Annotated in this window: 14 protein-coding genes; 6 read left to right on the plus strand and 8 right to left on the minus strand. The window is 41.9% G+C overall.

Translation table 11 applies throughout. The features are described from left to right. Positions 1 to 308: hypothetical protein (locus GBV73_RS08395; protein ID WP_152878644.1), on the minus strand; the 308-nt coding region annotated here is incomplete at its 3' end. Between the two features lie 93 nt (positions 309 to 401). Between GBV73_RS08395 and GBV73_RS08400 the strand changes: the two genes are divergently transcribed. The 4 genes from GBV73_RS08400 to GBV73_RS08415 all read left to right on the plus strand — a co-directional run bounded on the left by GBV73_RS08400 (position 402) and on the right by GBV73_RS08415 (position 4,345). Next, positions 402 to 1,151, plus strand: a complete 750-nt coding sequence (locus tag GBV73_RS08400; protein WP_152880701.1) for an ATPase domain-containing protein — start codon at positions 402 to 404, stop codon at positions 1,149 to 1,151. Positions 1,152 to 1,165: 14 nt separating this feature from the next. Then, positions 1,166 to 1,951 (plus strand): RAD55 family ATPase, encoded by a 786-nt coding sequence (locus GBV73_RS08405; RefSeq protein WP_152880703.1) that lies wholly within the window; start codon positions 1,166 to 1,168, stop codon positions 1,949 to 1,951. 61 nt (positions 1,952 to 2,012) lie between these two features. Continuing rightward, positions 2,013 to 3,215: a hypothetical protein gene (locus GBV73_RS08410; protein ID WP_152880705.1), complete on the plus strand. Its 1,203-nt coding sequence runs from the start codon at positions 2,013 to 2,015 to the stop codon at positions 3,213 to 3,215. After that, positions 3,194 to 4,345 (plus strand): tripartite tricarboxylate transporter permease, encoded by a 1,152-nt coding sequence (locus GBV73_RS08415; protein WP_253910335.1) that lies wholly within the window; start codon positions 3,194 to 3,196, stop codon positions 4,343 to 4,345. Before GBV73_RS08410 ends, GBV73_RS08415 begins: the two co-directional genes overlap by 22 nt. A gap of 17 nt (positions 4,346 to 4,362) precedes the next feature. Here the strand turns inward: GBV73_RS08415 and GBV73_RS08420 are convergent, their stop codons facing one another. Next, a complete protein-coding gene (locus GBV73_RS08420) occupies positions 4,363 to 4,677 on the minus strand; it encodes a DUF5748 family protein (protein WP_152880707.1) in 315 nt (104 codons plus the stop codon). A 74-nt stretch (positions 4,678 to 4,751) separates the two neighbouring features. Between GBV73_RS08420 and GBV73_RS08425 the strand changes: the two genes are divergently transcribed. Further along, a complete protein-coding gene (locus GBV73_RS08425; protein WP_152880709.1) occupies positions 4,752 to 5,942 on the plus strand; it encodes a class I SAM-dependent rRNA methyltransferase in 1,191 nt (396 codons plus the stop codon). A 116-nt stretch (positions 5,943 to 6,058) separates the two neighbouring features. On the opposite strand, the gene GBV73_RS08430 is transcribed toward GBV73_RS08425, so the two are convergent. From GBV73_RS08430 to GBV73_RS08440, 3 genes are all read right to left on the minus strand, one after another. Continuing rightward, on the minus strand, positions 6,059 to 6,805 hold the full coding sequence (locus GBV73_RS08430) for an RlmF-related methyltransferase (protein WP_152880711.1): 747 nt from the start codon (positions 6,803 to 6,805) through the stop codon (positions 6,059 to 6,061). A gap of 52 nt (positions 6,806 to 6,857) precedes the next feature. Further along, positions 6,858 to 8,120: a M20 family metallo-hydrolase gene (locus GBV73_RS08435; protein WP_152880713.1), complete on the minus strand. Its 1,263-nt coding sequence runs from the start codon at positions 8,118 to 8,120 to the stop codon at positions 6,858 to 6,860. Positions 8,121 to 8,206: 86 nt separating this feature from the next. After that, on the minus strand, positions 8,207 to 10,093 hold the full coding sequence (locus tag GBV73_RS08440) for an OPT family oligopeptide transporter (protein WP_152880715.1): 1,887 nt from the start codon (positions 10,091 to 10,093) through the stop codon (positions 8,207 to 8,209). Between the two features lie 264 nt (positions 10,094 to 10,357). Here GBV73_RS08440 and GBV73_RS08445 point away from each other — a divergent pair, with 264 nt between their 5' ends. Next, positions 10,358 to 11,173 (plus strand): MBL fold metallo-hydrolase, encoded by an 816-nt coding sequence (locus GBV73_RS08445; RefSeq protein WP_042697047.1) that lies wholly within the window; start codon positions 10,358 to 10,360, stop codon positions 11,171 to 11,173. On the opposite strand, the gene glmM is transcribed toward GBV73_RS08445, so the two are convergent. The 3 genes from glmM to GBV73_RS08460 all read right to left on the minus strand — a co-directional run. Beyond that, positions 11,150 to 12,511 carry a phosphoglucosamine mutase gene (gene glmM, locus GBV73_RS08450; protein WP_152880717.1) on the minus strand — a complete coding sequence of 454 codons (1,362 nt, stop codon included), beginning with the start codon at positions 12,509 to 12,511 and terminating at the stop codon, positions 11,150 to 11,152. The two genes, GBV73_RS08445 and glmM, sit on opposite strands and share 24 nt — an antisense overlap. Before the next feature lie 29 nt (positions 12,512 to 12,540). Further along, positions 12,541 to 12,957, minus strand: coding sequence for a UPF0146 family protein (locus GBV73_RS08455; protein ID WP_042697054.1), 417 nt, complete (start codon positions 12,955 to 12,957; stop codon positions 12,541 to 12,543). Positions 12,958 to 12,992: 35 nt separating this feature from the next. Then, positions 12,993 to 13,247: TOBE domain-containing protein (locus GBV73_RS08460; protein WP_152880719.1), on the minus strand; the 255-nt coding region annotated here is incomplete at its 5' end.

Here is a 13,247-nt window from a genome sequence, read left to right on the forward strand (position 1 = left end):
TTCTCCCAGTTGTGGAGGGTTGAGTAGTGAATGTTTGCTCCGAAGAATTTTCTGCCGTAGTGCTGGGCGTCTCTGAGGGGTAGGTTGTAGTATTGTTTAAAGAGGAGTATTGCCAGTATTGTTTTTACTGGAAATTTTTTGGATTTTGGCAGGTTCTTCAGCTTTCCTTCTGATTCGAAGTCTGCTAAAACGTCAAGAATTGCGAATGCCACGCTTTCAGGGTCTTTGAGTCTGTGATCCCATCTGGGGATCACGACAACCACCTGAAAGAATTCAGCAAAAACCCTAATAAAGGTTACTATAAACACGCCCCAAATATCCAAAAACCTTATATTCTAAAGAATAGTAATTTGAGTAGATGATTGGGGAGTTTAAAGTAATGCCAATATAGGTGATTTATTATGGTAGATGGCTTTTCCATAAGAAGGGTAAAAAGTGGGATTCCGGGATTTGACGATCTAATTGGAGGAGGGTTCCCTGAAGAATCAACGATCCTTATCACCGGTAGTACTGGAACTGGTAAAACTACTTTTGCAGCTCAATATATATACAAAGGTGCTGAAGAATACGGAGAACCGGGAGTTTTTGTAACTTTAGAAGAGAGAGCGAAAGATATAAGGAGAGAAATGGCCCAATTTGGATGGGACTTTGAAAAATATGAAAAAGAAGGATTGATAGCAATTATAGATGGTGTCAGTGCAATTTCTGGAATACCTTCAGAAGAGAGATTCGTTTTGGAAGATAGACTTAACGTTGATAACTTTTTGAGATATTTATACAGGGTTGTTAAGGCAATAAACGCGAAGAGACTTGCTATCGATTCCATTCCGTCCATAGCTTTCAGACTTCAAGACGAAAGGGAAATTAGAGGTGTTCTCTTAAGGTTAAACACAATTCTTCTCGAGATGGGCGTCACAACACTTCTTACTACAGAGGCTCCCGATCCAAAAGCCGGAAAAATAAGCAGATATGGAATAGAAGAGTACATCGCGAGAGGCGTTGTTATTCTCGATCTTCAAGAGAAGAATATAGAGCTTAAGCGTTATCTTTTAATCAGGAAGATGAGAGGAACTAAGCATTCCATGAGAAAGTATCCTTTTGAGATAACTCCTCATGGAGTTGTCGTATACCCAAGTGGTGAAATCTACTGAAAGGGTGAGTTAATTTGAATTCGGGGTTAAACTTTTCATCCAATGGGGAAATAGAAGAAAGATTGGAACGGGTTCCCACAGGTATAATTGATTCCTTGTTGATGGGAGGGATACCACGGGGCAGTGTTGTTCTATTAATTGGTGACCCAAAATCAGGTAAAACCACTTTTATAACCCAGTTTATGTATAACCAGCTCCTTTCTGGGGCGGATGTTATAGGGCTTCTAGTTAATGTGGCCAGATATGAGTTTATAAGCAATGCACTTGATTTTGGATGGGGGTTAATGGGATATTTAAATGACAGGCTCCATATTCTTGATGCATACACCCAGAGGCTACGTGGTGCACCAAAATTCTCATTTACAGAAGAGGTTATACCCGATATTAGGGATACCTCCCATCTAATAGACGTGATAAAGGATTTGACTACCAAGATAATTTTGAAGAATCCTGAAGTTGAAAATCCCCCAATAATCGGAGTAGTTTCGTCTTTAACACCCATGTTCTTTGAAACTGAAAAGAAGCAGATATATAAATTTCTAGAGGATTTAAAGGGATTTGCTCATAAAAACAAGCAAGTGTGGCTGCTAGAAATGAACTCTGGGGTAGAGGAGCCCCAGGTTGAAACAATAATCAAAGCAATAGCGGATGGAATCATAGAGATGAAGCTGTTTGAAGAGGATAGAACTTTGAGAAGGTACTTAAGAGTTTATGGAATGAGAAGAACGCGTCATGTTCTTTCTTGGGTTCCTTATGATATAACAGAGAATGGAATTGTACTGCAGAATCAAAGTTTATAGCCCTTTAGTGAACCTGGTATCATCCATAAATTTTTTAACCTGATTTTTATTACTACTAATCATGATTAAATTAACAAAACTTGAAATAGTTTTAATAGCGGTGTCTATTGTTTCGATTTTACTACTTTACCTAATAGGAGCCGAGGCCACAACTCCAGTACCATTGGAAAGGGCAGAGAGAGGCAGCTTGATAAACTTCACAGGTGTTTGTGTTTATTCGCAAAATGATTTTAGTGTTTTATACGATGGAAAAGACACAATCGTCCTATATGATGCTCTGAAAATGGACAAAAGTTACAGGGTTGTGGGTAAGCTACTTGATGAATCAAAACACAGTGTAGAAGCCTTGAGGATAGATGAGGTTCCCTATAATACTTTAAACTTAGACTCAATTGAAGGAGCGTTCTGGAGTGACTCTTCGTGCTATCTTCTAACACCTCAGAGAATCAAACTAAGCAAATGCTTAAACGTCACCAAAGGAGAAAAAGTCAAGGTTTATGGGCTTTTCTATGGAGAAAGATTCCATGTTGTTGATTACATCCCTAAGGGGCTTTTGAAAATACCCATAAATGGAATGCCTTTTAAAATCAGGGGAATTGTAATTCGGAACACAAGTCCAATAACAATATGGAACGGAAGCGAGGAAATTGACGCATACTTACCCTATAAAACCAAACTAGAACTTGGCGATGAAGTCGAGATAATGGGAATTGCAAGGCTTTACTCCACACTCACCCTTTATGTCAATTCTCCCAGCGATGTAAAGGTCATTGGAAAAGCAAAGACTGTGCCCGTTGGAAAAGAGACAATTGGGGAGATAGCACATGGGGTGTGTCAGGTCACAAAAGATGGTATCTCCTTGGGCCTAAACTGCACAGAACTAAAATTATATGGCTTCTCGGCTAATTTTGGAGATATAATAGAGTTCTACGGCATAAGAAGAAGGAATTCCCTGTACTGCATAGAATGCACTGTTAAAATCCCGCGGGATGAGCTTCCAAATTCAATCTGTAATCCCGATTTTGGCACCCCGCTGAAAATACATGGGAAGGTGGAATGGGTGAAAGTCTACAAAAACGGATTTGGGCTCGCCAATGTTACCAACGAAGAATGCTGGATATTAGTTAAGCTCCCCAAATCCCTGGGAGTTTATCCAGAAGTCAATGAAACACTTACAGCTTTTGGTTTTTATACCACCTATAGGGAAGCACCTGCTTTTGAAATACCCTCAAGGGATGACATATGCTTAAATGGGTCATGCTAGGCATTTTATTTGGTACGGTGACAGGTATTACGCCTGCTTTGCATGTCAACACCTTAGCATCTATTGTTGGAAGTTTCCTGACTTCTCCGGGAGGGTTTTCGTATGTGGTGCTTCTCTACTCAATGGGGTTAACGCACACATTCTTGGATGCATTTCCCTCAACTTTCTTTGGCATTCCAGAAGAAGAAACAGCGATAAGTGTCCTTCCGGCCCATAGGCTTGCCCTTCAAGGCCGAGGCCTTGAAGTCATAGCAATTTCCCTAAAAGCTAGTCTTTTAGCTGCAATATTCTCCCTTTTCTTGGCGGTTCCCTACGTTTTGCTGGCAAGACATTACACAGCTTTTCTTGGCAAAGTTGCTGTGTTTTTGCTAGCTTTCTTTCTTGTTATTACAGAAAAAGGCGTAAAACGATTATATGCCCTGCTGATTTTCATCCTCTCTGGAGCCTTTGGACTTGTCGTGGATAAACTTCCTCTTAGAGAACCATATTTCCACGTTTTTGTTGGGTTGTTTGGGATTCCCGCAATATTGTTTTCTCTGAACAACAACCGGAAGATTGAACTCGGGGGCTCAGAAATTCAAATGCCAAAAAAGAGGTTTTTGAAGTTCTCGTTCATTGGCACGTGTTTTGGAATGTTGGCTTCTCTTTTGCCAACCTTTACGTCGTCTCAGGCCGCACTCTTAGGAAGCTTCTTTTCAAAAGATGAACGCACATTTTTGACAATAGTTTTCTCAGTTAACACCTCAAACTTTATTTTTGGCCTCATAAATTTTTATGCGACTGGAAAAACCAGAAACGGCATCCTAGTTTTGATTAAAGACCTTTATTATCCTCTAAGTCCTGAAGAGCTTGTTATTCTGTTTCTTGTAACAATAATGACTAGCAGTATCGTCAATTTCTACGGTATGGCGCTTTCAGAAATGCTCGGAAGGGCGATATCAAAAATCAATTACACAAAACTGAATTTGGCGGTGTTAGTTTTTGTATGGGCAGCATCTCTTTACTTCGATGGACTACTTGGACTGATGGTTCTTTTAACAGCCACAATAATAGGTGTTAGCACCACTCTTCTAAAAATAAAACGAACGACCTGTATGGGCGTGTTAATGCTTAAAATAATGTTGAGCTAGACAAAAAGATTAAAGAATTAGGCGCCTTCCTTTTTTTCCTTCAATATCCTTTGGAATTCATTGTAATCAGTAACAACTTTAACTCCCTCAAGTGTCTCGAAATATGCCTTTTTGATTTTAATTTTTCTAACACCTGTGTATTTCATTTCTGGAGGATCATAAGAACCTGGTTCGACGATTTCGTCTTCTATTACATACGTTTTAATATCGGGTTGCCCTATATACTTCCAAACTTCGTAGAAAACCTCTGGAGCTAGGTGTATTTCTCCATCCACCTCTGTGTAGTCTGCTCCAATTGCATCCAGAAACTCTTTTATTACTTCTAGGTTCATAGAACTCACCACTCATAATATATGAGGTCAATGGTTAAATACCTATCGCCTTAACTTTGAAAGGGTGAGAGAAAATGAGCAAAGTGTACGTTGATGCTCAAGCTTACAGAGCAATTGAAAAGGGAGCAATGATTGTTTTCAAGAAGGGAGTAGTAAGGACTGAAGGCGAGATTAAGCCGGGAGACATAGTGGAGGTTTATTCTCGCGGAGGCAAGTTCTTAGGAAAAGGATTCGCCAATCCAAACTCAAACATAATGGTTCGACTAGTCACAAAGGAGAAAGATGTGGAAATAAACAAAGAACTATTCAAGGAGCGCATAAGGAAGGCAAATGAGTACAGAAAAAAAGTTCTTGGATACGACAAGGCATACAGAATGGTGTACGGAGAAGCGGACTATCTGCCTGGTTTGATCGTGGACAGATTTAACGATATCGCATCGCTTCAGATTTCAAGTGCTGGAATGGAGAGGTTTAAGCTTGACGTTGCGGAAGCTATCCTTGAAGTAGAACCTGAAATCGAAACGGTCTTTGAGAAAAACACAGGAAGGTCGAGAAGAAGAGAGGGCTTACCAGAGATAGAGAGAGTCTTGCTCGGGAAAGAAAAATACCGCACAATCATCGAAGAAGGGAGAGCAAAATTCATTGTGGACATGAGGGGTCAGAAGACAGGGTTCTTTTTAGATCAAAGAGAAAACAGAATTGCTTTGGAAAAGTACATTAAAGGCGGGGAAAAAGTGCTTGATGTTTTCACATACACGGGAGGTTTTGCTATTCATGCAGCAGTCGCAGGGGCAGAGAAAGTTATTGCAGTTGATAAGTCTCCATCGGCAATAGAACAGGCAAAGGAAAACGCCAAGCTCAACGGTGTTGAAGATAAGATGGAGTTTGTCGTTGGGTCTGCATTTGAGGTTATGGAAAAACTGCAGAAAAAAGGAGAAAAATTTGACATTGTAGTTCTGGACCCTCCTGCGTTCGTCCAGCATGAGAAAGACCTCAAGAGGGGTCTTAGGGCATACTTCAACGTAAACTACCAAGGACTAAAGCTCGTTAAGGACGGGGGCATATTGGTTACAGCTTCATGTTCCCAGCATGTTGATATGCAGATGTTTAAGGATATGGTAATAGCCGCCGCAGCAAAAGCCGGAAAGTTCCTGAAGCTTCTTGAGCCCTATAGAACTCAAGCACCAGATCATCCGATATTGATGGCTTCAAAGGATACCGAATACTTAAAGTGCCTGTTCCTTTATGTGGAAGATATGAAATGAGGTCTTTTCTTATTTTATTTTTGGCATCAGACCGTGGGCGTGTCCTCATAGCTTTGCTCAGTGGAGGTGCTTTCTCCTCATCTGCCACACGAGGTTTGAGGTTTTCTAATATAAGCCTATCGTTTGATAAATATCAGTGAATGTCTGTATCTGGTTCCCACTTTAAATCTTATATCGCGAACAAAATAACCAATGTGCTCCCCTTCTAAAATTAGGCTTCTCAGCAAGCTCTGTTTGTCGGGTAGAAAAAGAGCAACCTTTCCATTTTCATTTAGGTAGTCCCAACCTTCTCTAAGGATTTTTACGGAAAACCCTTCCCCATATTTGCCTCCACCAACACCCTCCCTCTCCGTAAGAACACCTTTTGTGGGCTTTTCGTAATACGGAGGTGCAGAAAATATCACATCGAACTTCTCTCCTTTTGGTATCAAACCCTCAATAATTTCCCCGTTGCTCTTTATCAGTTTTACGTTGGATTTATTTCGCTCGATATTTCTCTTAGCGTACTCAAAAAACTCATCATCGACTTCAGTGGCCCATACTTCGCAGTTAAACAGTTTATCCGCCATAATAGCCATTAGAGCAGAATGCCCGGTTCCTATCTCCAGAACTTTTTTTCCATCCCTTAGAAACGTCTTTAAGAAGATAAAACGGGAAATTGGTGTTGTTATAAGTCCTCTGGGATGATATTCAATGTCAATGTCAAAAACTGCGTCTGCAATCGCTTTGTTATATAATATCCTCGCCCTTCTGTTTGATAAGTCTAACCTGCCTTTCTCATCAAGGTATTTTTCGAGCTCGGGGAAGATTTTAATTGCTTCTCTAACCGGCAGTCCAAGTTTCCCATCTTTCCATGAAGGCATGAAAGCAATTCCCTGACCAATAATTTAAAGGTTAGCATTATAAAAAGAAAGGTCAAAGAAGCGCCAGAGCTGCCATTATCTTGGCATCTTCAACCATGTTCTCAATTTTTGCATACTCGTTAGGCTGGTGGGCGGTCTCGTCGAGTGTAGCCCAAACAACTGCTGGAATTCCAAGCCTTCTGAAGTATGCGGCAAAGGTCCCTCCTCCGATGCCCCCTATTTTGGCTTCCTTTCCTCTGAATTCCTTTATAGCTTTCTGCAAGAGCTTAACAATCTCACTGTCCCTGGGAGTTGGAGCCGGCGCATCGAGCCTCTGCAACACTTCTATCTCAATCCTGGGCAGGACTTCACCGTTTATTTCTTTCTTGTACTTCTCCTTAATCTTCTCGGCAAGTTCTTGGGCATCGTTTAGGATGTCATCTAGGCTGTACTGTGGCAACACTCTGCAGTCGAAGACAACCTCGTGCTCTCCTGGAGCTATGTTGGGAGCATCACTTGGATTTCCGCCCATAGTTGGTTCGAAAGTGCTCTCTGGGGGATCAAAGAGGTCATCCCTTGCGCTGTATTTCTCGTGGAGGAACTCATCAAGAGATTTTGCGTAATCAATGGCAACCCTGTGAGCGTTTAACCCCAATCCTGGCATGCTTGCGTGAACCTGCTTTCCTTTGACCTTGATTTTCATCCAAAGAATGCTCTTTTCTGCGATCTCTATAAATGTTCCTTCTTCGTTTCCACCATCAGGTACCAGGACTAGGTCGTCTTTTTTAAATAGTTCTGGGTGTTCTTTCATCAGCCATTCTAAGCCGTATTTACTTCCAGTCTCTTCATCACTCACAAAGGCAAGGACTATCGTCCTCTTGGGTCTTATTCCAAGGTTCATTAGGGCTCTAACTGCATAAAGTGAGGCAACTAAACTCTGCCCGTTGTCTTCGCTACCCCTGCCATAAATTTTACCATCCTTAACGAGAGGCTTAAAAGGCTCTGTAACAGTCCACTTGCTTAAATCTCCAGGTGGGACAACGTCCAGGTGGGTAAGAATCCATAATCGTGGGCTTTTTTCGCCCTGTTCACCGTAATAGTATGCCAGAATGTTCGGTCTAACGCCGTTTTTAGCCCTTGGGTCTGGAGCATCATAGCGTTCAATCTTGTCAAAGGGCCAGTCCTTGATTATCTCCAAGAGTTTTTGAGCCTTATCATATTCTCCTTCGCCGCCACTATCAGGACTAATTGCCGGAATCTTAATCAACTCCACCAAAGCATCCACCATATCATCCCTTAAAGCTTCAATTTCCTTAAAAAGGGCTTCCGTATCCATTTACATCACCATCCCTAATTGGGGGTTTCCATTTAAAGTAATTTTGGTTCAAGAATAAATCAAAGTTAAAAGAAGAAAAAGAAAGATCACTCGACTTCCTTCTTTCCTGTGAGGTAGAGCCACACCGCTATAATTGCGAGGAGAGCTATACCAAGAAGGTCGCTGCTGAATCCTATTGATGGTGCTTTGTCTGCCACTATTAGGCCAGCGAAGACTATACCCATTAATGCTTCTCCAGCTATAAGTCCAGCTGCTCCAAGTACTCCAGCATCTGTCGGTTTTTCTTCAGCCTTTGCGCCTCTTGCTTTTCCTACGAGCCATCTAAGGATACCTCCAATGAAAATAGGAACACCGAGGCTCAATGGGAGGTAGATACCTACCGCTACGGGCATTACTGGCGTTCTGAACTTTGACTTCTTCATGGCCAAAATTTCGTCAAGGACTATTAAGGCTATGGCAATTCCTGCACCAATAAAGACCATGTTCCACTCCAGCGTTCCGGTGAATACGCCCTCTGTAACTTTTGCCATGAGAAATGCCTGTGGAGCAGCTAATGCATTTTCCTTAGCCGTTGGTGTTCCGGCAATACCGTAAGCCTTTATAAGTAAGTTCAACACGGGAGCCATCACTAATGCTGCCGTAAAAGTTCCTACTATCTCAAAGACCTGCTGTCTCTTTGGAGTGGCCCCAACAATGTGTCCCGTTGCCAAATCTTGCATTGTGTCTCCAGCAATGGCAGCGGCGGTACAGATAACGGCTGCCACCAATATAGTTGCTGTCATACCCTCTGTTCCACTAAGTCCGAGGCCTTTAAGAACCAATGCTGTGAAGAGCAAGCTCATGATTGTAATACCGGACACGGGGTTGTTTGATGAACCAACGACACCGGCTAAGTAACCAGCAATTGAGCTTCCGAAGAATCCCACGATAAGCATTATTACTGCCATAATTGCCGCAATTCCAATAGAGCCTATAACATGAGCATATAGCAGGAACAATGGAACCACGAAAGCAGCTATAAGCATTAATACCGTGGGCATTGGCATGTCCTCTTCAGTTCTTAGGATCGTTTCACCGCTTTGCTTTTTCCTTGCTGCTTCAAGCCCAGCTTTTATACCTCTCAAAATTGGGCCTCTGAGCTTTACAAGGCTCCAGAGACCACCAACGACCATTGCTCCAACTCCCATGTATCTTATTTTTGTACTCCATGTGACCCATGCTAGATCCAAGGCACTAAGTCCATCTGGATTGCCTGTCTTGGCAACGTAGATTGGGATTGCTATAAACCAAGCAATTGCACCACCGAGGAACACAAGGAACGCTATGTTAAGACCAACAATGTAACCAACGCTAAGTAGAGCCGCTGAAAGGTCGCTTCCAAAGTATAATACCCTTCTTCCAACAAACTTGGCGGATTCAACAGCTCCCGCCCAAAGCCCTGAGCTTCCTAGGAGCTTGTAGATACCACCAAAAATACCGCCTATAAAGATTGGTTTTGCGTGGGAGCCACCTTTATCTCCTGCAATTAGGACTTCAGCACAGGCGGTACCCTCTGGATATGGGAGCCTCTCTTCAACAATAAATGCCCTTCTTATCACAATTGTGAATAAAGCACCCAGTGAACCACCCAATGCGGCTATTATGGTTACAAGCCAGTATGGAAACTCTGTGTATGTTCCTAAAACCACCAAAGCCGGGAAGGTAAAGATTACACCTGCTGCTAATGACTCACCTGCAGATGCTGCTGTTTGAACCATGTTGTTTTCGAGGATGTTTTTGTCTTTAAATGCCATCAATATGGCCATAGATATGACCGCAGCTGGAATGCTGGCGCTAACGGTCATACCGGCGTACATACCGAGGTATGCATTTGCCGCACCCATAATTATTGAGAGCACCACACCCAAAATAAACGCTTTAACAGTATATTCAGGCAAAGACTTTTCCGGTGGGATATATGGTTTAAACTCCAAGCTTAGCACCTCCGGACTTTATTGGCATTTTAAACTATAAACTACATAAATCTAATATAAAATACTTTTGGTTATATAAGAAAAAACTAATGTCGTATTCTATTTCACTATTGTTCCAAAAATTTACATAAATTTCCCAAAAAGTGCATTCATGTACTAGTATATGAAAAGATTTTCATAAACCTGCTCTCATGAATTTCCATAGAGCTTATATATGCGTTTACTCCTAACTATTAATATCGCTAAAAAGCGGAGGGAGGTAAATTGGTTGAGATACTCTTTTTGGGCAGTGGTGGCGGAAGATTTATCACAATAACTCAATTTCGCCCCACTGGCGGCTTTTTCATTAACTCAAGTAAGCGAATTTACGTAGACCCCGGGCCGGGGGCGTTAATTAGAGCATGGAGATACAAGATAGACCCGAGGAAAATAGACGTACTTTTTGTTTCCCATCGGCATACAGACCACTGCAATGATGCTGAGATTATGGTAGAAGGGATGACAGTTGGAGTAACAAAAAAACGAGGCATGCTCATAGCATCAAAGAGCGTGGTCTACGGAGATGAAAACCACACTCCAGCGATATCAAAATACCACCTCGATTCATTGGAAGAAGTTCATATTCCGAACCCGGGAGAAAGACTGCCGCTTGGAGAAGACGAAATGACGATAACCCCCACCGTGCATTCGGATCCAACTGGAATAGGGTTTATACTAAAAACTCCCGTTGGAAAAATAGGATATATCCCGGACACGGAGTACTTCGAGGACTTGAAAAAACTATATGATGGCGTTAGGCTGTTGATAGCATCAGTAACAAGGCCGACGAACATGAGGATTCCTTATCACCTATGCACCGAGGACATTATTTACATGCTGAAGGACATGGAACAAAAACCAGAAATGCTGATAATGAGCCATATAGGCATGAAAATGCACTTTGCAAACCCCTATAAAGAGGCTAAATTCATAGAAACCGTGACAGGAGTAAAAACCTTGGTTGCAAAAGAGGGATTCAAAGTTAAAATGGAAAAAACGGACATACAGCTAAGAACCCTAAGACCTGCCAGAGACCTCTGAGACCAGTTTATTGACCAAGTTGTATGTCAAATTGAACAGTTCATCTCTTCTTTTTTCCGTAACTCCTTCTACAACAACTCTAATCTTCGGCTCGGTTCCGCTCGCTCTCACAAGTACCCATGAACCGTCCTTAAGGTTTAGTCTTATGCCAGAAATCGTTATGCTTTCTTTAATTTGGTCGTTTAGATACTTTTGTAACTCCTCTTTTGCCTTCTCGATAACTTGGTATTTTATCTCGTCCGGGCACCTCACATTCTTTTTTATCATGTAGTATTGCGGGATATCTTTGACTATCTCTGAGAGCGGCTTTCCTTCTTGGTCGATTATTTTCACTAGCAGCCCAATTGTAACAAAGCTGTCAATCCACAGTCCGAACTTGGGATGAATGAACTTCCACGGTTCTGAGGCAAATATCGCGTTGTACTTCTTTATTCCATCATGGAGCTGACCCAGTGGGACTCTGTATACTTTTCCACCTTCCTCTTCCACGACTTTATCGATTCTGAAGGAAGTGTTTATTGAAACTACAACGTTTCCTCCATTATGTTCTCTGGCATAGAGCCTTGCAAAAAGCGCTATCAGAGTGTCTTCCTCTATATAGTTGCCCTTTTCATCGAATATCGCAATTCTGTCAGCATCACCATCTTGAGCGATAGCGAGGTCAAAGCCAAGCTCTCTGACAAGATTGCTTAAATATGCTATGTTTTCATAGGTAGGCTCGGATTTTCTACCCGGGAAATGTCCGTCTGGATGGGAATTCAACGTCACGACTTTTGCTCCCATCTCTCTCAATAAATATGGAGTTATTAAACTACCAGCACCATTCCCCATATCCAAGAGAATTTTCAATTTGGTCTCGTGATTTACATAATCCAGTATCTCTCCAATATACTGCTCTCTCAAATCTAAGTCTTTTACGCTTCCAATTTTATTCCACGGAGCAACTTTGTAGCTTTTGGAGAAAATTATTTCTTCCAGTTCCTCCTCTTGCTCCAAAAAGAATTCTATTCCTTTCTCATTGAACACCTTGATGCCATTATCACTGGGTGGATTGTGAGAGGCCGTTATCATCACACCAGCATTTCCAAGCTTGTTTGTGGCCCATGCAAGCATTGGAGTTGGAACAAGGCCAATTCTGATGACATCCACACCGCTGCTCAGTAGACCGCTTACGATTGCACTTTCGAGCATTATACTTGATGTTCTTGCGTCTCTCCCTACAACAACTGTACCGTGGTCAATATACGTACCAAGGGCTTTTCCGACATTTAGAGCAAGCTCTGGAGTAATTTTTGAATTAATAGGACCTCTAATTCCCGCAGTTCCGAACAGCCTCATTCTATCACCACACCAAATTGGATGTTAATTTATATATCTTTCCCGTATGGCCTCCAGGTGTAAACGGGTAATCCATTGTAGTTTTCGAGCTTCAAAATTCTGGGCATTGAATCGAGAGAAAACGGCAAAATGTACACAGGGGTTTTAAGCAGTTTGCCCAGCTTTAAAATTGGCTCAACGATTTCTGGGGTTGGCCGAACAGAATATATAGCAGTTGCGTTCCTGTATATCTCCAACCTCGGTGAAAAAACATCATCCACATAAGCTTCCAATCCTAATTCCTTGGCCTTTTTAACTGCCTCGGCGTTCCAATCCACAACTAAAACCTCTCTTCCGAGTTCTTTTAGCTTTAATGCTACTTTAAAGTTGAATCCAACTCCTATTTCAACGAATTTTCCCTCTGGATGTCTTTCGACTAGGAACATAGCGAGTTTCTCAAAACTCATAAAAGATACGAGAAAAAGAAAGGTTAAAAAGTTTTTTAGAATATTGCTTTTCCGGTGTTTTTGTCGAAGGTGTGGATTTTCTTCATGTCAAAGACAACGTCAACCTCTTCTCCCTCCCGAACTTTAGACTCAGCCGAGAACTTACCAACAAAACTCAAACCACCAACCCTCAAATGCACGACCTTCTCCCCACCAAGATTCTCAACAATATCAACCCTAGCCCTAACCATATTCTCCCCAGGAACCTTCACCTGAGCAAACAAAGCATCATAAACATCCTCAGGCCTTAT

Origin of the sequence: Thermococcus sp. 101 C5, assembly GCF_009372125.1 — an archaeon.
Lineage (GTDB): Archaea > Methanobacteriota_B > Thermococci > Thermococcales > Thermococcaceae > Thermococcus_A > Thermococcus_A bergensis.